Raw genomic sequence first — 22323 nt, 5'->3', positions numbered from 1 at the left:
CCGGGATGCAGGCTCACTGAGGCCGCGAGGCGCTTACAGCAGCCACTCAATCGGCAGCCGCCACACTAATCGCACCTGCAGCCGCTGCCACCAGGAGCAGCCCGGTTCATGTTTGTGCACAATCTGCTGCGCTTCGCCCGGATACTCCAGCCAGTTAACCCGCCCCCACTTATCCAGCCGCAGCGTCCAGGCCCGGTCACGCATCGACTGACTGAAACGCTGATGCGTCTCTCCGGCCAGCGCCGCACTCTCGATTACCAGCCCCATTTCGGTATTCAGCATCGCCGATCGCGGGTCGAAGTTAAACGAGCCGATAAACAGCGTCTGCTGATCCACCGAAAAGGTTTTGGCATGCAGGCTGGAGCCGGAATTACCGGTTAATCCCCGGTCGTGCGGGGCATCCTGCAGGGTCGCCTGCGGTTTCAGCTCATACAGTGCAATCCCGTGACGCAGCAATTTTTTACGCCACTTGGCGTATCCGGCGTGGACAATCGAGACATCGTTAGCCGCCAGCGAGTTGGTCAGAATGGCAATTTTGACCCCTTTGCGCTTCAGCGCCAGCAGCTGGGCCACGCCCGCGCGGGTCGGCACAAAATAGGCGGAAATGATGTCGAACTGCTGTTGCGGCGTGCCGATCACCTCCAGCATCCGCTGCGGCAGCAGCGTCCGCGCGCGCGCCTTGCCCAGCCCCTTGCGCGGATCGTCGCTCAGCAGACGTGCGCGGGCCCAGGTCAGGGGCAGCGTACCCGTCTCCAGCTCCTGCAGAAGCGACGCGTTTTCCAGACGCTTCAGATAGCGCTGCACCGGTTCACTGTGACGCCACGCGGCAGGCAGACTGACGCTGTCCTCCTCCGGCTCCCCGGCATCCAGCACCTGCTGTAGCGGCGACACTGGCTTGCTGTGCCAGTAGCGTTCAAAATCGTCGGCCACTTCGTTCACTACCGGACCAATCGCCATCACGTCGAGATCGGCAAACAGCGGTTCATTGCCGGTGCCGAAATATTCGTCGCCAATGTTGCGACCGCCTACCACGGTTGTCACCCCATCAACGGTAAAACTTTTATTGTGCATCCGGCGATTCAGCCGGGCGAAGTCGGTGAGATAACCCAGCGCGCGCAGGGTGCGGAAAGAGAACGGATTAAACAGACGCACTTCAATACCGGGATGACGGTTAAGCTGCGCCAGCGTGTCGTCCAGGCCCGGCGTATTATTATCATCCAGCAGCAGCCTCACCTTTACCCCGCGCCGGGCGGCCTCCAGCACGGCGCTGAACAGCAACCGGCCCGAAAGATCGTTCTGCCAGATGTAGTACTGAATATCGAGAGATCGCTCTGCTTTCTGTATCAGCAGGTAGCGGGCGGCAAACGCATCCAGTCCGTCGCTGAGTTGATGAATGCCGCTCAGCCCAGGATGGCGCTGACACACGGGTTCCAGCCGGTTTTGCAGCCAGCTGGCACGTTCCGATGACTGGGAGAGCTCAAACGCTTCGGTCATGACAATTCCCTGTAAGATGCTGTTATTTTATTATTCCCCGGTCCGACCGCTGGCGCTATACCGCTGTTCCGAATGCGCGAAAGTTGCGGGCGTTTTTTAGTCTAGACTTAACCGGACGATCTGTGACCGGCAATGGCCGGCAGGAGAGGAATATGTCTCATCACCCCCTTACAGATACCGGCCCGCGTTACCATCCCAGCCTGTTCCGCAGCTTTTTTCAGGGCAGTTTTCCCTGCTCTGCCGCCTGTCGCACACCCGGCAAACGGCTCGACATGGTCATCAGCAGCGGACACGACATGCTGCTGGAAAAAGATTACGCCGCCCTGGCCACCCAGCATCTGCTTACCGCGCGCGACGGCGCCCGCTGGCATCTGATCGAGAAGATCCCGGGTCAGTATGACTGGCAGAGCTTTCTGCCGATGGTGGATGCCGCACAGCGTCAGCAGATAGAGATCATCTGGGAGCTGGCCCACTTCGGCTACCCCGACCACCTGAACATCTGGAAGGCGGAGTTCGTTGATCACTTCTGCCGTTTCGCCCGCGCGATGGCCCTGCTGATGCGTGACCGCGGCATTGAGCGCCCCTTCTTTACCCCAATCAATCAGATCTCCTTCTGGTCATGGGCCGGGGCGGAGGTCGCCTGGTTTAATCCTCATGCCGCCCGGCGTGGCAGGGAGCTGAAACGTCAGCTGGTCCGCGCCTCACTTGCCGCGATTCATGCCATCCGTGAGGTTTACCCCGATGCGCGCTTTGTTCTGACCGATCCACTGGTGCAGATTGCCCATCATCCTGACAACCCGGACAGTAAACCCCGGGCCGATGCGCAGCATCAGGCGCAGTTTGAAGCCTGGGATATGCTGGCGGGCCGGATCGATAAGGAGCTGGGCGGCAGTGAAGCGTGTCTGGATATTCTCGGCCTGAACTACTATCCCGATAATCACTGGTTTTTCCCCGATCAGCCGATGTCACTGACCGACCCGGAGCGGGTGCCGCTGCATATTCTGCTGGCCCGCTGCTGGGAGCGTTATCAGCGCCCGATGCTGATCGCCGAAACCGGCGCAGAGGGTGACGCACGCGCGCCCTGGCTGCAGGAGGTTGCAGAGAATGTGACGGTGGCGCTGGATCAGGGCATCGCGGTGGAGGGCATTTCGCTCTATCCGGTAGTGGAGTATCCCGCCTGGGCCGACGATCGGCGTTCGCCCGGTCCGCTGCTGGGACTCGCCGATCCCAACGGCAATCGCAACCTGCATGAGGCGTTAGCGCTGGTACTGCGCAGTCAGCAGATTAAATTTACCACCCGAAATCAGGCGTGCTGAGCCCGGTTTGTTTTGGGAGTACAGGAGTGAACGTCCAGGGAGGGATCGACAGGATGACGAATGTCGGTCAGCCAGACCATCGTCAGCAGGAACGTTACCCCGATCAGACAGGCCGCCAGTAAACCAATAATTGCGATCAGTTTATCATCTCCGGAGTCCATCGCCTTCTCCTCATTCAATCCGTTGAAGCTGTGCGTGTCAGCTCATCCAGAGCGTAATCATGAGCACAAAGATTATAAGCGTTACGGAGGTCACCGCAAGCACCACAATCGCGAAGTGTGCATCATCAAGGGACTGGCGGATCGGCTCGTCCTGATCGTCGGGCGGCAAGGGTAACGACATAACTGTCCTGTGAAAAAAGGGTCCGCCGGGCGGTGAGAGACAGTGTAGAGGAAAGGGCGTTAACCGTCTGTTTCTTTCGCCATGAAAATAAACGGGCCCGTGCCGGGTGGCACGGGCCTGCGATCAGCTGCCGCGCCAGCGTCTGAAGATCAGTGACGTGTTGATCCCGCCAAAGGCAAAGTTGTTACTCTGGATATAGTCAGTCTCGATCTCGCGAGGCGCACCCATGATGAAGTCGAGCGCGCCGCCGTCAGCGGCCGGCTGAGTCAGGTTAAGCGTCGGCGCAAACCACCCTTCCCGCATCATCTCGATGCTCATCCAGGCTTCCAGCGCCCCGCAGGCACCCAGGGTATGCCCGAAGTAAGATTTCAGCGAGGAGATGGGCGTGGATTCACCGAACACGGCAGCCGTCGCCAGACTTTCCGCCATGTCACCCCGTTCGGTCGCCGTGCCGTGCGCATTGACATAACCGATCTCTGCTGCCGTGATCCCGGCGCTCTGCAACGCCCGTTCGATACAGATCTGCATGGTTTCCCGCTGCGGCTGGGTAATATGCGCAGCATCGCAGTTGGTGTGGAAGCCGGTCAGTTCGGCGTAGATCGTGGCACCACGCGCCTGTGCATGCTCCAGCGACTCCAGAATCAGCGTACCCGCCCCCTCGCCAATCACCAGCCCATCGCGCTGCTGGTCGAACGGCGCTGGCGTGGTGTGCGGCGCGTCGTTACGCTGGCTGGTGGCAAACAGGGTATCGAACACCGCCGCTTCCGACGGACAGAGCTCTTCCGCCCCGCCAGCCACCATCACCGTCTGATAGCCGTGACGGATCGCTTCCCAGGCATAGCCAATCGCCTGGCTGCCGGAGGTGCAGGCGCTGGAGGTGGGGATGACCCGTCCGCGCAGGCCAAAAAAGAGCCCGGCGTTGACGGCGGTGGTATGCGGCATCATCTGCACGTAGGTGGTGCCGGTAATATTGTTGGTGTGTTTCTCGGTCAGCATAGTGGAGAACTCGCTGACCGGCCCGGTACTGCCGGTCGATGAACCGTAGGCGATGCCGGTTTCGCCGCTGGTCAGCACCGGGTGGTCAATCAGGCCCGCCTGGGTCAGCGCCAGTTCGGTTGCACGGGTCGCCAGCAGCGACACGCGGCCCATCGCCCGGATGCGCTTGCGGGTGTAGTGAGCGGGCAGCGTAAAATCATCCACCGGTGCGCCCAGCAGGGTGTGCAGCCCGTCATAGACCTGCCACTCTGGCATAAAGCGCACCGCGTTGCGTCCTGCACGGATGCGGGCCGCGATCTCAGCCCAGGATTCACCAAAGGCAGTCACGCCTCCCATTCCGGTGACAACGACGCGCTGCATCACAACATGCCTCCGTTAATCGAAATGACCTGACGCGTGACGTAGCCTGCGATATCGGACATCAGATAGCTCGCCAGGCCCGCCACCTCTTCGGCTGCGCCCATGCGTTTCATCGGCACAAGTTTCATCGCCTCGTCGACCACCTGCGGTGCCAGCCCTTCCATGCCGGTATCGATCAGGCCGGGCGCGATGCAGTTAACGGTGATCTTACGTTTGGCCAGCTCAATCGCCAGCGCCTTAGTGGCACCGATAATGCCCGCCTTGGCTGCGCTGTAGTTGACCTGCCCGCGATTTCCCATTATCCCGGAGACCGAAGAGAGGGTAATGATCCGGCCACCGCGTCGCAGGCCGATCATCGGCATCACGCAGGGCTGAATGACGTTGTAGAAGCTGTCGAGATTGGTGTGGATGACGCTGTCCCACTCCTGATCCGTCAGGGCCGGAAAGGCCGCATCGCGGGTAATGCCCGCATTGCTGACCACACCGTAATAGGCCCCATGCTCTTCGATATCCGCCTCAAGCGCGGCGCGGGTTGCGGCCCGATCGGCGACATCAAAGCCCAGCAGACGGCCGCTGCCGCCTGCGGCTTCGATCTGCTGCAGGCACTGCTCAGCTCCGGCGCGATCGCGATTGAAATGCACGATAATCTGAAAGCCATCCTGAGCAAGACGCAGCGCAATCGCGCGGCCAATGCCTTTACTGGCGCCCGTGACTAATACCGACTCTGTCATGGCTGTTTTCCTTGTAACATTAATTGCTGTAATTCTGCTTCATTGGGTTGATAGGTATTCAGGCGGCCGCTGGCAAGCAGTTGCGTGCCCGCGCGAATCTCACCTTCAAAACTGCCCATGCGATCGTCGCGCATCAGCAGCGTCATGCGGATATCCAGTGTGACCGCCGCGGGAAACAGCGGCTGCTCTGCCCGCCAGCCGCGTCCGCCCAGCAGCATACCGGGCGGGATCAGCGTTGCGCCGCCCTGCCGGGCGTGCCAGCCCGACCAGACGCCCACGGTCTGCGCCATCATCTCAACGCCAAACCACGCAGGCAGTTTACCCTGCGCCGTCAGAAACGGCGCCAGTACGCCATCCGCAGCGGTCGAAACCTGGCAGTGAACCTGCACATCATCGACGGCGATCAGCTGGTCTAGCAGCAGCATCGGCGCAGCGTGCGGCAGCCAGTGTGCCGCAGGAGAAGGAAAAATCATGAAACACGTCCCAGAATCAGACAGGTATTGTTGCCGCCAAAGGCGAATGAGTTAGAGGCGATGACGGGCCGCTGCAGCGCCTGCGGCCGTAACAGCAGGCCGAAATCCGGCAGGCTCTCATCCTGCGCCGCCTCGCTGAAATCCTGCGCAGGCAGCAGCAGGTTCTCCTGCAGGATCAGCGCGCTGAGAGCGGCTTCGCACACGCCCGCCGCGCCAAGCGTATGGCCGGTCAGATGTTTGGTTGAACTGCAGGGTATGCGGTTGCCGAACAGCCGCTGGATCACCCCGGCTTCCATCTGGTCGTTGAGCGGTGTGGCGGTGCCGTGCAGATTGATATAGCCAATCTGTTCCGGCAGCAGGCTGGCCCGCTGCAGTGCCATGCGCATCGCCCGTTCTGCGCCCTCGCCTTCGGGATGAGGCGCGGACATATGCCAGGCGTCAGAGGATTCCCCCGCGCCCAGCAGCGCCAGCGGCTGCGGCTCACGCGTCAGCAGCATCAGCGCCGCCCCTTCCCCAATCGAGATGCCGTCGCGATCGCGGCTGAAGGGTGCGCAGCGTCGTTCAGAGAGCGAAGCCAGGCTGTCAAATCCGTTGATCGGCATCCGGCTCAGCGAGTCTGCCCCGCCCACCAGCGCCACATCGGCCAGCCCTGCCGCGATCAGCCGCTCGCCACTCATGATGGCGCGTGCGCTGGAGGAGCAGGCGGTCGAAATAGTATAAGCCGGGCCATCCAGACGCAGATAGTGCGCCAGAAAGCGGGAAGGATCGCCTAACTCCTGCATCTGATAGTGATAATCGGGCTGCCTGCCGCGGATCTGCTCGTCGCCCTCATCCACGCCCGAGGTGCTGGTGCCCAGCACGATCGCGACCCGGCTGGCACCATAGCGGGCAATCGCCGCGTCCAGCGCCGGACGGATCTGCGCCAGCGCGGCCAGCAGCAGCTGATTGTTGCGGGTGTTGTGCGCGCGCAGGGCGGCAGGGATCGGCGGTAACGCCCCTTCGACCCGGCCAAGCCAGCAGGCACGGCCGCTGCTCAGCCAGCCCTGGCTGCGCTGCATGCCAGGCGCCTCCCCTTTTTTCAGATGCGCGGCAATCTGCTGGCTGTTATTTCCCAGGGCATTCAGCATGCCGGTGGCAGCAATATAGATCATGAGGCGTCCAGCTGTTGAATATGGATCTGATAGCCAAAAGCATGCTGCCGGATGCTGATCGGCTGGCGCTGATGACCGCGTTGCAGATAGTCAATTTCGGTCACCAGATGGTTATCGGCATCGATCAGTTTTCGCTTTAACCCCTGATCCTGCAGCGTCCAGCCTGCCGGCAGCACGGCCTGCCAGCGAGCCACTGGCCAGTAGCTGAGCATGATATCCGCCAGGACCTGACTGGCAGGCGGCATCTGCGGCAGCGGCATCAGCTGCTCTGTGTGGATACCGCTGGCGTCGTAGCGCAGGCTGAACAGCCGGATGCCCACCGAGGAGAGTCCCGCCAAATCGATCTGCTGCTTATCGGCGCTGAGCAGCACCAGCAGCGACTGGCTCCGCCCTTTCACCTGCCCGGTAAGTAACTGCTGCTGCTGAAAAGCGGGTTCAATCCCCGGCGACGGCAGGGTCACTTTCACGCCCGGCTTCAGCCAGGCGGTGGGACGACTGCTGTCGGGGGCCGGTCCGGCACAGGCGCTGAGCAGCAGCGCCGTCAGCAGAACAGAGGCGGCACGGATCATCGTTTACTCCTTGATCGGGTGGGTCGCATCGCCAGCGGCGACAGCAGGAACGCGCTGAAGATGCCGCTGCATAAAACGGTGCCGAAACTGGCAATTGCGCTGGTGCTGCTGAACACCAGCATTCCCAGCGTCAGTAAGGTAGTGATCATCGCCAGCGATACCGCCAGCAGCGAGGTCAGCGGCGTGCCCTGCGGATTGCTGAAAAAGAGCGTGTAGTTAATGCCAATGCCCAGCACCAGAATCAGCGCCAGCAGGGCAAACAGGTTCAGCGAGGCGCCTGTCCAGCCCAGGGTCGACAGCGCCATCGCCAGCGACAGCACCGACGGCAGCGCGCTGCGCAGGCCCGCTCTGAGCCCCAGCCGCAGCACAAAGCTCAGCGTTATCAGCGCCAGCGCCAGTGCCAGTAATCCGCCGAGCAGAGTGCGCCAGAAGCTGAACAGCGCATCGTAGCTCGCCTTGCGGTCGATCCAGCTGACGCCCGGATGCTGCGCCGCCAGTGCCGCGAGAGCTGCGCTGTCCCGGACACCGCTGACGGGCACCAGCACCCCGCTGCGTCCATCCGGCAGCGTCAGCCAGAGCAGCCGCCAGCCTTCGCTCAGGGGGCTCGCCAGCCAGGCCGCTGGCGTCACCGGCATCGGGCTCAGATCCGGTTCAGCCAGCGCCATCCCCGCCTGCTGCAGACGGGCCCGGATGTGCGGCGCGGCCTGGTTAAGCAGCCGGAGATCCTGCTGCTGCCGGGCGAGTGACGACAGCGGCAACAGGCGATAGTGCTGCAGCCAGCCCTGCTGCTGAGCCTGCTGCAGATCCGGGGCCAGGGTTTCCAGCCGCTGCAGCGTCTGCTGCGCATCCTGACCCCAGACGACAAACCAGGTCTGATCGGCGCGCTGTCCGGTCAGGCTGGCCAGCTGGCGATCCTGCTCCAGCAGGCGGGCCGGGGCACTTTGCAGATGCGCGATATCATCATCCACCTTCAGCTGGGCGATCCCGGCCAGGGCAACGATCGCCATCGCCAGCGGCAGCCCCACGCGCAGCCCGCGCTGGCGACGCCAGGCGGCCAGCCAGCGGGCCAGCGTCACCATCAGCGGCACCGGGCGGACCGGCAGGCCGCGAACCAGCCACGGATAAATCAGGATCACCGTCAGGCAGGAGGCGGTTAATCCGCTGGCGGCAAAGACCGCCAGCTGACGCAGTCCCGGAAACGGTGCCAGCAGCATCAGCAGCCAGGCGATGGCGGTAGTGGCAAGCGCCAGCAGCAGCGTGCCGCGCACTTTGCGCAGACTCTGCCACGGCGTCTGCTGATCGCCATGCACCATCCGCTCGGTAAGATAGTAGAGCGTGTAATCCGCCGAGATGCCCACAATACTCAGGCTCATCACCAGCGTCATCAGATGCAGTTCACCGAAGCAGAGCAGCGTGACCACCGTACCCGCCAGCGCGCCGATCGCCACGGAGGTCACCGTCAGCAGCAGCGGCCGCAGCGAGCGGAAGACCAGCAGCACCAGCAGCAGCACGCCGCCCAGCGTCACGCTGCCCAGCGTCTTCACATCATGCTGCGCCCGCTGGCTGGCGCTGTCGCTGAACAGCACCGTGCCGCGCGTCAGCAGTAACGCCTGCGGCCAGCGCTGTTTCAGCTGCTGCTCCAGCGCGCTGAGCCGGGTCACCAGCGCATGACTCTGCTCAATGCTGAAAGCGTTGCTGGCCAGTTCACCGTGCAGAAAATACCACTGCTTTCCCTGCGCATCCCTGACCGTCAGCCAGCCGTCATGCAGCGACATACGGCCGGCATTCCCGGCCAGTGCCAGCTGCGAACCCCGCACCAGCATCAGCGGGTCGCCCTGCAGCTCCTGACTGCTGACGCCAGAGAAGGCCGAAAAGAGCTGCCCCAGCAGCCACGTCGCCTGCGCCTCGCCGCCGTTCTGCAACCGGCTGCGGGTCGCCTCATCAAGTAATCCATTGCGGTGCTGCCAGGCAAAACGGCCCCACTGCTGCTGCTGCTGTGCATCGAGATCGCCTTCAACCTGTTTCAGGTCAGGCAGCGCGCGCAATTGCGCCAGCCACCAGGCTGCAATCTGAGGATCGTCCTGTTCACCGGGCGAAACCAGCCAGACCAGCTGGCGATCCAGCCGCTGCATAAAGCCCTGCTGAAGCGCAGGTGGCGCTGCACCCAGATTCTGCTGCGGCAGCAGCGCCAGCACGCTGCTGTTAAGCTGGCTGCGCGGCAGCAGAAAAGCGAGCGCCGCCGCCAGCAGCAGACAGAGCAGCAGCCACAGGAGGGCCAGCCTGCGATCGTTACAGCCCGGCAAAACGCGCCTTCTCTTCGTCGCTCAGCTGCGGCGGTTCGGTTCGGGTCTGACTCAGCTCAATCCGGGTTTTATCCCCCTGCCGGTCATCCAGGTTAATGCTGTCCAGGAAGGTGCTGCCCGCCAGCGAGATGCGGTTAAAGATTTTGTTGAGCGGCGCGGCCTTTGGTGTCAGATCCAGCGTCCAGGCGCCGTTGCCGCGATCGCTGAACGCCACGCTGAAGTTTTCATTGAGGACTTTTTGATCGGCCTGGAACAGCGCCCGCAGCAGATGGTTGAACTGGAACATCTGCGGGTTGCTCTCTGCGGTGATCACCTGCGGCTTCTGACCACTGAGGCTCTGCACCATGCGTTTATCATCCAGCAGCAGCGTCATCACAAACGGCGTCTGCTGATGCCACCATAATCCCTGCTCGCGAGCGATCAGCATCTGTCCATGCGATACCAGCGGCTGGCGCATCCCGGCGATGGTGCGCGTCTGGGTAAAGTCGGCCCGGATCACCGGCTGGCTGGCAAAGCGCTGCTGCAGCTGGTCCAGCGTGACCGCGCTGGCGGCACTGGCCCACAGCAGCAGGCCGGTAAGCACGATTTTCAGCATCCTTTCACTCCTAAACGTTCCAGTAAAATATCGGGCGACACGAAGCACAACGCCTGCGTCGCCTGCTCAACGGCCACCTGCAGGGTATGGGCTTTGGTGGTGACCTCTCCGGCTGCGTTGCGGACCTCATAATCGATGCGCAGACGGTTCTCATACTCTGTAATCCGGGCACTGACGCGAATGGTCTCTTCACAGCGCAGGGGCTGGCGATATTTTACCCGGGTATCGACCACCGGCCAGACATAGCCGCTGGCGGCCATCTCGCCGTAACTGTAGTTAATGCTGCGCAGCAGGGCCTCACGCGCCACTTCGAAAAAGCGGAAATAGTTGCCGTGCCAGACCACGCCCATGGGATCGCAGTCGTGGAATGAGACAGTCAGCACAACCTCAGCATGATGTTCAGTCATGGTCAGTCCCCTTGTGAGATGCCTGTGGATCAGGCAGCGTCCAGAAATCGAAAAAGTTAAACCAGTCGAGCGGCGCCAGCAGTGCGTAATGGGCCAGTCGCGCCGCGTAGCGATCGACCGCCTCCTGCAGCGCCTGCTGACGCTGCGCGCGGGGCAGCAGCAGCGGGTCGGCGAACGGCTCACAGTGAACCCGCAGTTTACCCTGTTGACGCAGTGCGAACATCAGCAGCACCGGACAGCGTAAGGCAGCCGCCAGCACAAAGGGCCCTTGCGGAAAGGGCGCGGCACGGCCCAGAAACTCGCTCCAGATGACCCGGCGTTCACCGCCCCGCTGCGGATTGACCGCGGTGCGATCGCCGACGATCGCTACCCACTCCCCCGCCTCCAGCTTCTGCTGCAGCAGGATCGCCGTTTCCGGCCCGATATCGCTGACCGGCATCAGATTGACGCCCGCCTGTGGCGCGATCGTTTCCAGCACTTCCCGGAAACGCCGGGCGTTGTCGGTGAAGACCAGGGCGTTAATCACCAGCCCGCTGACCTGCTGCGCCATGGCCCGGCAGGCTTCGATGTCGCCGAGATGGGAGGCGAGGATCAGCTTACCCTGTGGCGAGGGTGCGCGGATCACCGCTTCTGCGCCCGGTGCAAAGTCGATATCCCGGCCCCAGCGCAGATCGCCCCGCCAGCTGGCGACTTTATCCAGCATCGCCCCGGCGAAGCGCAGAAAATGACGGTAGCTGTTGAGCCGGGGCGGCAGTGAAACCTGTTGCTGCTGCGCGGCCGTGGTGACCTGCGCCAGCCACTGCCGGGAGGCGCGCCGTGCACGCTGCCCGCTGAGCCAGTAGACCGCCACCACCGGCCAGAGCAGCAGCGTAAAGGGCAGCCGCCCGCCGTAGCGATAGACCGCCAGCATAAAGCGCAATCCCCCCTGCCCGCGACGTTCACTTTCCACCGACCAGTGCGCGGGCGGCTTACGCATCGCCAGCAGACGGGGAAGGCGTGGCAGCATGCCGAAAAAGAGCCGGGTGTGCATCCAGGAGATCCGCAGATTGTCGTAGAGCGCATCGAAGTGCGACAGGCCGGTCGCCGGATAGGTGACGCGGGTCGGGATAAAGCGGCTGCGGGTGCCCTGCCAGTAGAGCCGCACCATGATCTCGGTGTCGAAATCCATGCGCTGGCCGATGGCCCGGCGGTCACACAGCGCCAGCGTCGCCGCCAGCGGATAGACCCGGAAGCCGCACATGCTGTCACGGATCGACAGCGACAAGGTTTCGATCCAGACCCAGAAGTGAGTGATATAGCGACCATACAGGCGGGATTTCGGGATCGAGTCGTCATAGAGCGGCTGGCCGGAGATCAGCGCGTCAGGATAGCGTGCCGCTTCCGCCAGCATCAGCGGCAGATCCTCTGCCTGATGCTGGCCATCAGCATCCAGCTGCACCGCATGGGTAAAGCCGCGCGCCGCCGCCGCCCGCAGACCGTGGATCACCGCCGCGCCCTTGCCCTGATTGCGTTCCAGCCGCAGCAGGCTGAGCTGCGGCGCGTGCAGCGTCGCCAGCTGAAGCTGGGTGGCCGCATCGCTGCCGTCATCCACGACGATCACCGGCAGATTAAAAGGAGCCAGCCGCGCTATCACCGACGCCATCATCGCGCCGTGGTTGTAGCAGGGGATCACCACGCAGGGCGAGAAGGTCGTGTTTAACACAGCTGGATCTTCCCGCTGCTGGCGATCTGCTCGCCCTCCGCCTTCAGCAGGCTGTAGCGGAAGCTCAGCCGGGATTTCTCTGCATCCCAGTCGAGACGCAGTTGCAGCAGCGAGTCGGGCAGCACCGGCTGCTGAAATTTGATGTTATCCATCACGGAAAAGTGTTTACCGGGTGCCAGCAGCGACACCCCATAGTGCATCACCCAGTTGAGCTGGGCCACGCCAGGCAGAATTGGCAGGTCCGTGAAGTGGCCCTGGAACCAGAACAGTCCGGCCTCCACCTGCAGGGTCAGCATCACGCTGTCACCCTGCTGCTGTCGGCTGCGTTCAATCGGTAACATGAAAAAGTTCCTCTATTTGCGGCCAGGCGCGTTTGCTCTGCGCCGTCACCGGAATGGCCGGGACAACCCGCCAGTAACGCGGCATCGCCAGCGGTTCCAGCCAGTGCTGAAGCTGCCGCTTCCACTCCTGCCTGCGCCGGTGCAGTGCCGCATCATCCAGCGGTGTGTTCAGCGACAGCACCACGCCTATCGCCTGACGTTCATGACGGGTGACCACCAGCGCCGCCGCATCGGTGACCTCCGGCAGGCTGAGCAGACGGCGCTCTATCTCACTCAGTGAGAGGCGCTTATCACCGATTTTGACGATGCGATCGTGCCGACCTGCCAGCCGGAAACCGCCGTCCGGCTCCATTTGGATGCGGTCATCCAGCGGCAGCCCGCTGGCCTTGCCGATCAGCGGCGACCAGACCTGCCAGCGATCGGGGGCGGTCTGCGCCAGTCTGACCTCAGGAAACGCACGCCAGGACGGCGCCGGCCGATCGCAGACACGCCAGGCCAGCACGCCGGTTTCGGTGCTGCCGTAGATCTCACTGACCGGGCAGCCAAAACGCTGCCAGACCTGTTGCGCATCGGCGCAGGGCAGCACACCGCCGGCAGAGATAATCCGTTCACAGACGGGCGCGGCGAGCGCATCATCCAGCCGCGACAAAAAGGCCGGGCTGCTGACGAAGAGATAACGCCCGTCACGCGGCAGCTCGGCCAGCTGTTCGCCATAGAAGATCGGCTGGGCGGCAAACGGCAGCCTGAGCATCATGGGCAGAAACAGCCGGAAGGATAAGCCGTAGAGATGCTGATGGCTGACCGAGGCGATGACCCGGCAGCCCGGTAATCGCGCGCCCCACAGTGTGCTGAGCCAGTGGCTCTCCTGCTCCATCGCCGCCAGCGTTCTGACCACCTGCCGCGGCGTGCCGGTCGATCCCGAGGTAAACAGTACCAGCTCTGCGCGTTCAGGCAGCGGCGGCAGCGCCCCCGACGCTTCGGCGTCGTCCCACGCCAGTTGCGGCAGGGTCACCGCCAGCGGCATATCGCACACCACCCCATCAAGCTGCTCCTGCATCTCCTCCAGCAGGGCGGCGCGACAGTGGCCCGGCATCACCGGCGTTTTACCGGCATACCAGCAGGCTAACAGCGCCACGCAGAAGCGGTAGCTGTCATCAAAACAGAGCGCCCAGTGCGTGCCGGGCCGGGCCGCCAGCCGCTGACTGAGCGCCACGACCTGACGGTGCATGCTGCTCAGCATCAGAGGCCGATCGCCGCGCCAGGCGACCTCGCGATCGGAGCCGGTCAGCCACGTCGCTACCCTCACTCTTTGCGCCTCACGCGCTGCCGGACACACCATTCCGCGCCCATCAGCAGGCCGATTAACAGGTAACTGATGCCGCCGTTCCACAGCGTCCAGAGCCGCAGATCGCCCCACAGGCAGGTGAACAGCGCCATGCTGCCGTTGGCCATGAAAAAGAGACACCAGATTTGTGTCACGCGGCGGGTATAGCGCACGGCCGCCGCAGGCAGATCGGGCTCACGCAGCCGTGCAATGCGCTCCACCAGCGGCATTCCGCGCCAGAGGGAGCCGCCAGAGACCAGCAGCAGCGCCAGATTAACGGCGACCGGATACCAGAGCAGCAGATGCTGTGCGCGCAGTAGCTGGCTGCTGGCGCAGAGCAGCGCGCCAAGCAGCGCCAGCCAGCCCATCACGGCCCCCATCGCATGGTGCTGACGACGCAGCTGCAGCCAGCGCAGACCAAACAGCAGCGCCAGCAGCCAGAAGAGTCCCTGCCAGTGCGGCTGCGTCAGGGCCAGCCAGACCAGCAGCGGCCAGACCAGCAGCGTAAGCAGATTCAGCAGGCGAAGTATGGCGGCAGGCACGGCAGGATCAGGCTTCGTCGCGCATCAGTTGTTCAACCGCATCCACCACATCCTGCACGGTACGTACCGCGCGGAAGGTTTCCGGCTTGATTTTGCGGCCGGTCCGTTTTTGCAGGTGAACGATCATATCGACGGCATCGATGCTGTCGAGTTCCAGATCTTCATAGAGACGTGCCTCAGGCTGAATATCCTCGGGCGCGATCTCAAACAGGCTGGTCAGCAGCGAGGCCACTTCCTGATAGATTTCATCTTTATTCATCATAATGTTATCTCCGCTTTCAGCCTCGCTGTTGGTTGACGAACGCGGCCAGCGTCGCAACAGAGAAGAAGTGAGCACGCAGGGTTTCACTCTCCGCAGACAGCGCCACGCCGTAACGGTTTTTCACGGCCAGGCCAAGTTCCAGGGCATCAATCGAGTCGAGCCCCAGCCCGTCGCCAAAGAGCGCGGCGTCGGTTTCAATATCGTCGGGGCTGAGATCTTCAAGATTCAGCGTGTCGATAATCATCTGTTTGATATCGTTAATTAATACATCCATACCGGTTTTCGTCTTACCTGTTCTCGGGGACCAGCGCCTGCTGTAAATGGCGGGTCAGGCGACGCGCGGCCAGCGGCTGCGCATCGGGGTTACTTTCAAAAAACGACTGACTGTCGATCTTATGCTGTACCCGCACGGTAAACAGCGGTTTAACCGGCGGGATCTGAAACCAGCGGCTCTGTTTGTCGAGCATACGCTGGCTGCAGGTAATGTGTACCACGCGCAGATCGCATCCGGCGCGCACCGCAATATTGGCGGCTCCGCGCTGCAGCGTCAGCGGCTGGCCATAGCGGGTGCGGGTCCCTTCCGGAAAGATCAGGATGGTGTCGCCGCGCGCCAGTCGCCGCTGACTGTCCGGCAGCAGCGTCTCAGCCTCACTGTTGATGAGGTAGTCCGCGGCACGGATCACCCCACGCACAAACGGATTCTTTTGCAGATCGGCTTTGACCAGACAATCCATCTCCGGCAATACGGAGGCGATCATCACATAGTCGATCAATGACGGATGATTGGCGACGATCAGACAGCCGCGATCCTGCTGCAACGCTCCGACGCCTTCAATGCGGTAGTCAAAGACCCCGGTCATGCGGCAGAAACGCAGAAAGCAGCGAAAGCTGAAGGCGATGGCACGACGCGCCAGCAGGCGGCGACGCAGCGAATTGCGCTGAACCAGCAACAACAGGTTAAAACCCAGCAGCGACAGCAGCAGTCCGCCGAGGCCAAACAGCGTAAAACTTACCGCCGTCATCACCAGTCGCCAGGCGTAGTTCAGGCGGCTGCCCCTGCCCGCTGCAGAGGATGAACAGTCAGCCATCGTGCCTCCTCCAGTGCCAGGTCAGGCGTTCGCCCGACAGAGAAAAGGCGGGCGAACCCGCCAGCCACTGCTGCAGAAACGCCAGGCTCTGCGGCAATCCCTGCGACGGCACCGTGTCGGCTGCCGCCTGGCCCGTGCAGTGCAGCTCATCCCCCGCTCGCAGCAGCAGCGCCACCGCATAGGGAACGTTCACAGAGTGATCCGCCAGCCACGGCAGATAGTAGTCAGGTACGATGCCGTCAAAATCGACCAGCAGCACCTGCTGATAGCCCGCCTGGTGCAGGGCGCTGACTTCAACCAGCCCCTGCTGAAAGGAATCAATGCCTGCGGCGATGGAGGTCGAGACCAGCGGCGCTTTCGCCGCAATGGTGAGGCTGCCGACCGCAGAATTGTGGACCGACATCGCGAAATCCGTAGGTGACATCGGCTGCTGATCCGCCAGGCTGGTGAGGATGCGCAGATTACGCTCCAGTTCACCGTGACGACTGGTAAACACGATCGCGTCAACCTGCTGACGCGCCAGCAGCGCCAGCCCGCACTCTACCGCCGCACGACTGCCACCGCTCAGACGACGCGCCGTCATCATCGGTAAAAACTGCGGCTTCGCGATCGCCCCTGCGGGATCGATCGCAGCGCCCTGTTGCGCCCAGTCCTGCCAGGCCTGGCTTCCGTGTAATCCGGGAGCCAGCGCCTGCCAGTCGACCAGCGAGTAAGTGAGTCTCATCTCAACACTCTTTTCGTCATGCATGTGGTGGCGGCGTTCATCGGGTGATCGCCCGGCTCAGCCCGTCAGATCTGCGCTGCCCGACCGGCGGCCGCCTCGGGCTTCACGGTAGAGGGTTACCCGAAGGTTCAGCAATAGCAGCTCATCTGATTTATCGGCCGGTGCGCGGCGAACGTTATACGCCGGGGCCCTGACGGCAACACAGCGTGACGGTAACGCCGTTATCGGGCCGCCAGTGCGGACAGACGCAGCTGAATATCCTGGTCCAGATTGGCGATCCAGCGGTTGTAGTTGTTGTGGATCTGACCCTGTCCGGCTTTCAGGTTTTCGCTGCTGACATAATCGATGCGGTAGTTCTGGCTGGTGTACGAAACCCGGATTGTCGCCACGAAATCACGCTGAGCCAGTCGGCCATTAATAACGCCGGGTGAAACCGGTGTCATCACCCATTTGCGGCCTACACCCGCTTCGATAATGGCCGTTTTCATCTGATTGTCGCTGTAGCGCTGCGTCAGGGTCTGATTCACATTATGAATCGGCGCAGTACGCGCACAGCCAGTCAGTAACACCGCGACCGTTGCCAGCGTCAGAAACATTTTTTTGTTCATCGTGATTCCCTTCTTTTATCAAAAATATCAGTGAGTTAAACGGATATCTCGCCGCGCGCAACTTTAGCTTTTTGTGCGCTTTTCCGTCTGGCTGGTAAAAAACCCGCGCATGATACCATCGAATGTAAAGACAGGTAAGCAGAAGTCTGCGTGGGTTTTTGGGGCTTATTCAGGGGATCGGAATCGGGGAAGCTGCGCCATCGTCGCGACAGCGTGGAGGCCGCTCCCGCCTCCGGTACTCTGGTTGCGGCTGGAACGGCCTGAAAGGTTATGACGCTGGCGTGGCTTTCCAGCCACCGCCCAGCGCGCGGTAGAGGTCAATCTGCGCCAGCAGCAGATCGCTTTTCACCGTCACCAGGTTCAGCTGGGTCGAAAACAGGGTGCGCTGCGCGTCCAGTTCATCCAGGTAGGAGGCGTAGCCGTTCTGATAGCGGTTACGGGCAATGCGCAGCGCCTCCTTCACATAATTTTCCTGCTGTTGCAACGCCTTCAGCTGCACTTCACGCTGCCTGATGGCGTCCACGGCATCACTGACCTCAGAGAAAGCGTTTCGCACCACTTTTTCATAGCCATAGAGCGCCTGATTTCGCGTCGCCATAGAAACATCGACCTGCGCCGTCAGCGCTTCACGGTTCAGCAGCGGCGCAAGGATGCTTCCCCCCACGCTCCAGAGCCGGAACGGATTGTCCGCGAGCTGATGCAGCACTGAACTCTGCAGGGTGCCGGTGGCAGTGAGATTCAGGCCCGGCAGCAGTTTCGCCTGCGACGAGGCGAGGCTGGCATCAGCCGCCAGCAGCTGGCGCTGCGCCTGAACGATATCCGGACGACGATTAAGCAGCGCAGAGGGCAGCAGCGACGGCATCGGCTGCGGTGAGATCAGGTCAAACTGCTGACGGCGGGCGATGCTACGCGGATTCATACCCGCCAGGATGCTGAGGGCATTCTCCTGCCGGGCGATCTGATGCTGCAGCAGCGGCAGCTGGGCGCTGGCCGACTGGTACTCCGATGCCGCCTGCATCCACTCCAGCCGGGAGGTGTAGCCGGTTTCAAACTGACGCCGGGCCAGCTTCAGTGAATTACTGCGGCTGGCCAGCGTCGCCTCGGTGACCCGCAGCTGCTCATCCAGCGCGCAGAGGTTGAAATAGCCGGACGCCACCGAACTGGCGATCGTCAGCTCGGCAGCAGAGGCGGCCGCCTGCTGTGCCGCCAGGGTTGCCTGCGCCGCCGTGATGCTGCTGCTGCGTGCGCCCCAGAGATCGACATCGTAGTTCGCCTTCAGCAGCCCCTGAAAAATATCAGTTTCATACGGCTGGCCTGTTACCGAGGAGAGTGTGCGCTCACGGGTTGCGGCCACCCCGGCGCTCAGGCTGGGAAAGTTATCGCCCTCTGCTGCGCGCAGCTGGGCGCGGTATTGATCCACCCGCGATCGCGCCGTGAGAATATCGGGATTGTTGCGCAGCGCCTGAGTGACCAGACGGTTGAGATTCTCATCATGAAACGCGCGCCACCACTCCGCCTCGGGCGCGGCTGACGGCCCGACCTGACCGCGCCAGGCCTCAGGGATCAGCAGCGAGGCGGGTGCCTTCTCAACCTGGGTCGCGCAGCCCGACAGCAGGAGAGTAACCACGGCGATAAGCGTGCGATGCCTCATGGCGCCCCCTCTGCGGCGGGCTGCGCGGCGGTGTCGATATCCACTTCCACCGACATCCCGGGACGCAGCTGCGACATATCCTGATCATGGATGCGGATACGAACCGGGATTCGCTGGGCGATTTTGACGAAGTTACCGGTGGCGTTGTCCGGTGAGATGGCGCTGAATTCTGATCCGGCCGCTGGCGAGATAAATTCCACCTGACCGTTAAAGCGTTTGCCATCCAGGGCGTCGACCCGGATGCTTACCGGCAGGCCGGGGCGAATATGCGCGAGCTGGGTCTCTTTCAGATTGGCGATGATCCATTTGTTATTCGGCACCACGGAGGTCAGACGTGTTCCGGCGGTGACGTAGGCGCCGGTGCGCACCGACAGCTGGCCGAGCTGCCCGTCATCGGGCGCGGTGATCCGGGTATTCGCCAGATCGATCTCCGCCAGCTCCAGCGCGGCACGGGCGCTGGCGACATCACCTTCCAGCGCACCACGGTTGACGATGACGGTTTGCAGGTTCTGCTCAGCCACAGCGATCTGGGCGGCGGCCTGACGCACCTGCGCCTGCGCCTGGGCGCTGGCGGCGCGGGCTGCATCGCGCTCGCGCACCGACAGCGAGCCATCTGCCGCAAGGTTTTCGACGCGCTTCAGGTCAAAGCCGCTCTTCAGCGCCTGCGCTCTGGCATTCTCCAGCGCCGCCTTGTTGCTCTGAATAGTGGCTTCTGCGCTGCGACGCTGTTGCAGGTTATTGTTGAGTGCCGCCTGCTTCATCGCCAGCTGCGCCTGCGCCTGATGCACCCGCTGGCGATAGATACGGTCATCAATCGTCATCAGCAGTTGCCCTTTTTTCACCGGCTGCAGATCGATCACCTCTACCGACGTGAGATAGCCATTGACCTGCGGACTGATAAACGTCACCTGACCGCGCACATAGGCGTTCTCGGTGCTCTGTATGGCGCTGGTAAAAGGCCAGAGCTGCCAAGCATAGAGAATGACCAGTACGCCAATGACGACGATGCCGCTGCCTGCGGCGATGGAAAGAATACGGCGGCGATTGGCGCGTTCGCGTTCGGCCGCCTGAAGCTCATCCTGCTGACTCATTGTTTCTCCGTTGATTCCTGTAATGCGGCCATCTGCTGCTCACGCAGGTTAAATTGTGCCTGACGCCAGTCGAGGTAACGACGCCGGGTTAAACGCCAGATCACCCACATCAGGGTAATGAGTGCCAGCGCGGCGGTTAACAGGTAAGTGTCGTTATAGGCGAGGACGTTGGCCTGCAGCGTGGCCACCGTCTGCAACTGGCTGGTGCTCTGCGCGCCGCGCAGTACGTCGTCACCCACCTGCGAATGAAACAGGGCATTGTACTGGCTGAGGCGTTCGGTGACGTTGGGGTCGAGCAGTGAAAGCTGATCGCCCAGCAGGCTGGAGTGATACTTCTCACGCCAGACCTGAAACGTGCCGAGGATCGCCGAGCCAATCAGCCCGCCGAGGTTCTGGCTCATGCCAAACAGCACCACGAAGCTCACCAGATTTTTTGGCTGCGTCACCACGCTGCCGATCCCCATCAGCATGGCGGGCGCCATAAAAAAGGCGCTGCTGAACCCCAGCAAAAACTGACTGAAATACATCTCAGTGGCGCGGGTCAGCGGGCTGGACTGCGCATCCATCAGCGACGCAATAATCATCACCACCAGCGAGACAACAATCGGCCAGTTAAGGCGGTCAGGTTTGATGGTCAGCGCACTGGCGGCGATACCCACGATCACCCCGGCAATGATCGCCAGCGCCAGGCCGCGCATCTGATCGTTCTGCAGGCCGATCTGCTGCAGAAAACCGACCGCGCCGGTGTTCTGCTCGGCCAGTACGATACGGATCATAATCATTACGATGCCGAGCCGCACCATCATGCCGCTGCTGAGCCAGCGGGTGTTGATCAGCGGGTTGCGCCGGTTGTGCTCAATGACGATAGCCGCGACGATCAGCGTCAGGGCGATGGCGGTACAGATCCCCAGCCACGGCGTGGTAAACCACCACTCAATACGCCCCAGCGTCAGGACGCCGCACAGCAACGCCATACCGGGAGCCAGCAGAACAAAGGTGACGAAATCCATCTTTTCAAAGGTTTTGATGCGATCGCCGGGCGGCAGCTTGACGAGCAGCACCCCGCCCAGCGCAATCAGCGCCAGACCGAGTTCAAACAGGTAGAGACCGCGCCACTCGTTGAGCTGCAGCAGTTCGGAGGAGAACAGGCGAGCCAGCGGGATCGCCAGCTGCGACACTGTCAGGCCAATGACCAGCGCTTTCAGACGATGTTTCGCGGGCCACGCCTGCACCTGATAGTAGATCCCCAGCGAACTGAGCGCCGCCGCCACCATGCCGTGGGCGGTGCGCACGATAATTGCGGAGCTAAGGTCGTTGGCAAACAGATGGAAAAACGCCACCAGCACATAGAGCACCAGAAACGCTTCGGTAAAGACCCGCAGGCCAAACTGCTGACGGAACTTCACCAGCAGCAGGTTGATGGAGATATTGCCCATCACGTAAACCGCGGGCAGCCAGGCAATCTCATTTGACCAGGCCGCGAACGTCCCCTGCAGATTGACCAGATTGGCCGTGACCAGCGCGTTACTCAGCGCACCGGTCAGCGAAATCAGCAGGCCAATCAGGCCAAATGCCAGTCGTTTTGGCATCGGATGCAGCGGGGTCGAAGGTGAACCTGGCAGCATCGGTTTTTCGTGCGGCAACCACTCGCGTGCAGCGTAGGGATTTCGCTTTGCCACTGTTACATGCTTCCCATACGACTCAGCAGTTGTTGCAGAACGCGCTCGGTGACGGCCAGATCTTCAGGGTCGATATCCGCCAGCATTTCGGTTCGCAGTGCATCAGCCTCTGTTTTCACTCTGGCGAACGCTTCGTTGCCCTTTTCAGTCAGCACCAGATGACGTTTGCGGCGATCCTCTGGCGGCTGGACCCGCATCAGCAGAGATTGTTTCACCAGCCGATCGACCAGCGGCACCATGCTGGCATCTTCCAGCCCCAGCATCTGCGCCAGTTCGGTCTGGGTCATCCGTTGTGGTTCGCTGGCGATCAGTCCGATAGCCATCCAGCTGCTCATGCTCAGGCCGCTATCTTTAAGGTGACGATCGACCGCCAGGCGCCAGGCGTGCGCGGTCAGATGCAGTAAGTGGGTAAAGGTACGTGTATGCTGAGACAAATGTTAGCAGCCTAATAGTAAGATATCTAATTGAGTATGGACGTTATTATACGCAAAGCGATCCGCGAATGAAAAGCGTCCGATCTGTTAAAAATTAGTGTATCGCGTCAGAATGTCCAGAGACCGCAACCGGGAGCCGG

The 22323-nt window shown here is 62.0% G+C and carries 25 protein-coding genes; 1 reads left to right on the top strand and 24 read right to left on the bottom strand.

All coding sequences use genetic code 11. The annotated features are described in order from the left end of the window. Positions 1-33 precede the first annotated feature (33 nt). A complete protein-coding gene (locus ACNY69_RS03045; RefSeq protein ID WP_111138607.1) occupies positions 34-1494 on the bottom strand; it encodes a phospholipase D family protein in 1461 nt (486 codons plus the stop codon). Between the two features lie 152 nt (positions 1495-1646). Between ACNY69_RS03045 and ACNY69_RS03040 the strand changes: the two genes are divergently transcribed. Beyond that, positions 1647-2810: a glycoside hydrolase family 1 protein gene (locus tag ACNY69_RS03040; RefSeq protein ID WP_293773976.1), complete on the top strand. Its 1164-nt coding sequence runs from the start codon at positions 1647-1649 to the stop codon at positions 2808-2810. Here the strand turns inward: ACNY69_RS03040 and ACNY69_RS03035 are convergent. From ACNY69_RS03035 to ACNY69_RS02925, 23 genes are all read right to left on the bottom strand, one after another. After that, complete coding sequence (locus tag ACNY69_RS03035; RefSeq protein WP_199559963.1) at positions 2798-2971, bottom strand: hypothetical protein; 174 nt, start codon at positions 2969-2971, stop codon at positions 2798-2800. The genes ACNY69_RS03040 and ACNY69_RS03035 overlap by 13 nt on opposite strands. Positions 2972-3008: 37 nt before the next feature. After that, on the bottom strand, positions 3009-3152 hold the full coding sequence (locus ACNY69_RS03030) for a hypothetical protein (RefSeq protein WP_167498268.1): 144 nt from the start codon (positions 3150-3152) through the stop codon (positions 3009-3011). 123 nt (positions 3153-3275) lie between these two features. Continuing rightward, entirely contained in the window at positions 3276-4508 is a 1233-nt protein-coding gene (locus ACNY69_RS03025; protein ID WP_418797362.1) for a beta-ketoacyl-ACP synthase, read from the bottom strand. Next, on the bottom strand, positions 4508-5239 hold the full coding sequence (locus tag ACNY69_RS03020) for a 3-ketoacyl-ACP reductase FabG2 (RefSeq protein WP_367396239.1): 732 nt from the start codon (positions 5237-5239) through the stop codon (positions 4508-4510). The genes ACNY69_RS03025 and ACNY69_RS03020 overlap by 1 nt, the downstream gene beginning before the upstream one ends. After that, a complete protein-coding gene (locus ACNY69_RS03015) occupies positions 5236-5712 on the bottom strand; it encodes a hotdog family protein (protein ID WP_418797290.1) in 477 nt (158 codons plus the stop codon). Before ACNY69_RS03015 ends, ACNY69_RS03020 begins: the two co-directional genes overlap by 4 nt. Then, positions 5709-6863 carry a beta-ketoacyl-[acyl-carrier-protein] synthase family protein gene (locus ACNY69_RS03010; protein WP_111138602.1) on the bottom strand — a complete coding sequence of 385 codons (1155 nt, stop codon included), beginning with the start codon at positions 6861-6863 and terminating at the stop codon, positions 5709-5711. Before ACNY69_RS03010 ends, ACNY69_RS03015 begins: the two co-directional genes overlap by 4 nt. Further along, positions 6860-7432 (bottom strand): DUF3261 domain-containing protein, encoded by a 573-nt coding sequence (locus tag ACNY69_RS03005; RefSeq protein ID WP_293773970.1) that lies wholly within the window; start codon positions 7430-7432, stop codon positions 6860-6862. The genes ACNY69_RS03010 and ACNY69_RS03005 overlap by 4 nt, the downstream gene beginning before the upstream one ends. After that, positions 7429-9735 carry an MMPL family transporter gene (locus tag ACNY69_RS03000; RefSeq protein ID WP_418797289.1) on the bottom strand — a complete coding sequence of 769 codons (2307 nt, stop codon included), beginning with the start codon at positions 9733-9735 and terminating at the stop codon, positions 7429-7431. The genes ACNY69_RS03005 and ACNY69_RS03000 overlap by 4 nt, the downstream gene beginning before the upstream one ends. After that, a complete protein-coding gene (locus tag ACNY69_RS02995; protein WP_418797288.1) occupies positions 9722-10330 on the bottom strand; it encodes a LolA family protein in 609 nt (202 codons plus the stop codon). The genes ACNY69_RS03000 and ACNY69_RS02995 overlap by 14 nt, the downstream gene beginning before the upstream one ends. Further along, the gene (locus ACNY69_RS02990; RefSeq protein ID WP_293773964.1) at positions 10324-10737 is read right to left on the bottom strand and encodes an acyl-CoA thioesterase; all 414 of its coding nucleotides are present in this window, start codon (positions 10735-10737) and stop codon (positions 10324-10326) included. Before ACNY69_RS02990 ends, ACNY69_RS02995 begins: the two co-directional genes overlap by 7 nt. Further along, positions 10730-12439 (bottom strand): glycosyltransferase family 2 protein, encoded by a 1710-nt coding sequence (locus ACNY69_RS02985; RefSeq protein ID WP_111138597.1) that lies wholly within the window; start codon positions 12437-12439, stop codon positions 10730-10732. The genes ACNY69_RS02990 and ACNY69_RS02985 overlap by 8 nt, the downstream gene beginning before the upstream one ends. Next, the gene (locus ACNY69_RS02980) at positions 12433-12780 is read right to left on the bottom strand and encodes an ApeI family dehydratase (RefSeq protein ID WP_111138596.1); all 348 of its coding nucleotides are present in this window, start codon (positions 12778-12780) and stop codon (positions 12433-12435) included. The genes ACNY69_RS02985 and ACNY69_RS02980 overlap by 7 nt, the downstream gene beginning before the upstream one ends. Next, complete coding sequence (locus ACNY69_RS02975; RefSeq protein ID WP_367396235.1) at positions 12767-14086, bottom strand: AMP-binding protein; 1320 nt, start codon at positions 14084-14086, stop codon at positions 12767-12769. The genes ACNY69_RS02980 and ACNY69_RS02975 overlap by 14 nt, the downstream gene beginning before the upstream one ends. Then, the gene (locus tag ACNY69_RS02970) at positions 14083-14646 is read right to left on the bottom strand and encodes a COG4648 family protein (protein ID WP_111138594.1); all 564 of its coding nucleotides are present in this window, start codon (positions 14644-14646) and stop codon (positions 14083-14085) included. The genes ACNY69_RS02975 and ACNY69_RS02970 overlap by 4 nt, the downstream gene beginning before the upstream one ends. A 7-nt stretch (positions 14647-14653) precedes the next feature. Further along, positions 14654-14908 carry an acyl carrier protein gene (locus ACNY69_RS02965; protein WP_111138593.1) on the bottom strand — a complete coding sequence of 85 codons (255 nt, stop codon included), beginning with the start codon at positions 14906-14908 and terminating at the stop codon, positions 14654-14656. Positions 14909-14924: 16 nt separating this feature from the next. Further along, positions 14925-15182 (bottom strand): phosphopantetheine-binding protein, encoded by a 258-nt coding sequence (locus tag ACNY69_RS02960; RefSeq protein ID WP_111138592.1) that lies wholly within the window; start codon positions 15180-15182, stop codon positions 14925-14927. Positions 15183-15195: 13 nt separating this feature from the next. Further along, positions 15196-15996 carry a lysophospholipid acyltransferase family protein gene (locus ACNY69_RS02955; RefSeq protein WP_111138591.1) on the bottom strand — a complete coding sequence of 267 codons (801 nt, stop codon included), beginning with the start codon at positions 15994-15996 and terminating at the stop codon, positions 15196-15198. After that, positions 15989-16720, bottom strand: a complete 732-nt coding sequence (locus tag ACNY69_RS02950) for a beta-ketoacyl synthase chain length factor (protein WP_111138712.1) — start codon at positions 16718-16720, stop codon at positions 15989-15991. The genes ACNY69_RS02955 and ACNY69_RS02950 overlap by 8 nt, the downstream gene beginning before the upstream one ends. 221 nt (positions 16721-16941) lie before the next feature. After that, the gene (locus ACNY69_RS02945) at positions 16942-17328 is read right to left on the bottom strand and encodes a hypothetical protein (protein WP_111138590.1); all 387 of its coding nucleotides are present in this window, start codon (positions 17326-17328) and stop codon (positions 16942-16944) included. A gap of 268 nt (positions 17329-17596) precedes the next feature. Next, positions 17597-18979 (bottom strand): efflux transporter outer membrane subunit, encoded by a 1383-nt coding sequence (locus tag ACNY69_RS02940; RefSeq protein ID WP_293773955.1) that lies wholly within the window; start codon positions 18977-18979, stop codon positions 17597-17599. After that, the gene (locus tag ACNY69_RS02935; protein WP_111138588.1) at positions 18976-20070 is read right to left on the bottom strand and encodes an HlyD family secretion protein; all 1095 of its coding nucleotides are present in this window, start codon (positions 20068-20070) and stop codon (positions 18976-18978) included. Before ACNY69_RS02935 ends, ACNY69_RS02940 begins: the two co-directional genes overlap by 4 nt. After that, positions 20067-21749 carry an MFS transporter gene (locus ACNY69_RS02930; protein ID WP_111138587.1) on the bottom strand — a complete coding sequence of 561 codons (1683 nt, stop codon included), beginning with the start codon at positions 21747-21749 and terminating at the stop codon, positions 20067-20069. The genes ACNY69_RS02935 and ACNY69_RS02930 overlap by 4 nt, the downstream gene beginning before the upstream one ends. Positions 21750-21751: 2 nt before the next feature. Further along, positions 21752-22183: a MarR family winged helix-turn-helix transcriptional regulator gene (locus ACNY69_RS02925; RefSeq protein ID WP_111138586.1), complete on the bottom strand. Its 432-nt coding sequence runs from the start codon at positions 22181-22183 to the stop codon at positions 21752-21754. Positions 22184-22323 lie beyond the last annotated feature (140 nt).

This window comes from Pantoea graminicola (assembly GCF_048452665.1).
Lineage (GTDB): Bacteria > Pseudomonadota > Gammaproteobacteria > Enterobacterales > Enterobacteriaceae > Pantoea.
Note: the sequence above shows the minus strand (reverse complement) of the source record. Positions and strands in the feature narration are given on the sequence as shown.

Bases quoted from the DNA above. Each gene is read 5' to 3' on its own strand.
- ACNY69_RS03015 (WP_418797290.1), bottom strand. From the start codon at position 5,712: ATGATTTTTCCTTCTCCTGCGGCACACTGGCTGCCGCACGCTGCGCCG.
- ACNY69_RS02940 (WP_293773955.1), bottom strand. From the start codon at position 18,979: ATGAGGCATCGCACGCTTATCGCCGTGGTTACTCTCCTGCTGTCGGGC.
- ACNY69_RS03025 (WP_418797362.1), bottom strand. From the start codon at position 4,508: ATGCAGCGCGTCGTTGTCACCGGAATGGGAGGCGTGACTGCCTTTGGT.
- ACNY69_RS03010 (WP_111138602.1), bottom strand. From the start codon at position 6,863: ATGATCTATATTGCTGCCACCGGCATGCTGAATGCCCTGGGAAATAAC.
- ACNY69_RS03005 (WP_293773970.1), bottom strand. From the start codon at position 7,432: ATGATCCGTGCCGCCTCTGTTCTGCTGACGGCGCTGCTGCTCAGCGCC.
- ACNY69_RS02990 (WP_293773964.1), bottom strand. From the start codon at position 10,737: ATGACTGAACATCATGCTGAGGTTGTGCTGACTGTCTCATTCCACGAC.
- ACNY69_RS02955 (WP_111138591.1), bottom strand. From the start codon at position 15,996: ATGGCTGACTGTTCATCCTCTGCAGCGGGCAGGGGCAGCCGCCTGAAC.
- ACNY69_RS03020 (WP_367396239.1), bottom strand. From the start codon at position 5,239: ATGACAGAGTCGGTATTAGTCACGGGCGCCAGTAAAGGCATTGGCCGC.
- ACNY69_RS02950 (WP_111138712.1), bottom strand. From the start codon at position 16,720: ATGAGACTCACTTACTCGCTGGTCGACTGGCAGGCGCTGGCTCCCGGA.
- ACNY69_RS03040 (WP_293773976.1), top strand. From the start codon at position 1,647: ATGTCTCATCACCCCCTTACAGATACCGGCCCGCGTTACCATCCCAGC.
- ACNY69_RS02960 (WP_111138592.1), bottom strand. From the start codon at position 15,182: ATGGATGTATTAATTAACGATATCAAACAGATGATTATCGACACGCTG.
- ACNY69_RS02935 (WP_111138588.1), bottom strand. From the start codon at position 20,070: ATGAGTCAGCAGGATGAGCTTCAGGCGGCCGAACGCGAACGCGCCAAT.
- ACNY69_RS02945 (WP_111138590.1), bottom strand. From the start codon at position 17,328: ATGAACAAAAAAATGTTTCTGACGCTGGCAACGGTCGCGGTGTTACTG.
- ACNY69_RS02995 (WP_418797288.1), bottom strand. From the start codon at position 10,330: ATGCTGAAAATCGTGCTTACCGGCCTGCTGCTGTGGGCCAGTGCCGCC.
- ACNY69_RS03030 (WP_167498268.1), bottom strand. From the start codon at position 3,152: ATGTCGTTACCCTTGCCGCCCGACGATCAGGACGAGCCGATCCGCCAG.
- ACNY69_RS03045 (WP_111138607.1), bottom strand. From the start codon at position 1,494: ATGACCGAAGCGTTTGAGCTCTCCCAGTCATCGGAACGTGCCAGCTGG.
- ACNY69_RS02980 (WP_111138596.1), bottom strand. From the start codon at position 12,780: ATGTTACCGATTGAACGCAGCCGACAGCAGCAGGGTGACAGCGTGATG.
- ACNY69_RS02965 (WP_111138593.1), bottom strand. From the start codon at position 14,908: ATGATGAATAAAGATGAAATCTATCAGGAAGTGGCCTCGCTGCTGACC.
- ACNY69_RS03035 (WP_199559963.1), bottom strand. From the start codon at position 2,971: ATGGACTCCGGAGATGATAAACTGATCGCAATTATTGGTTTACTGGCG.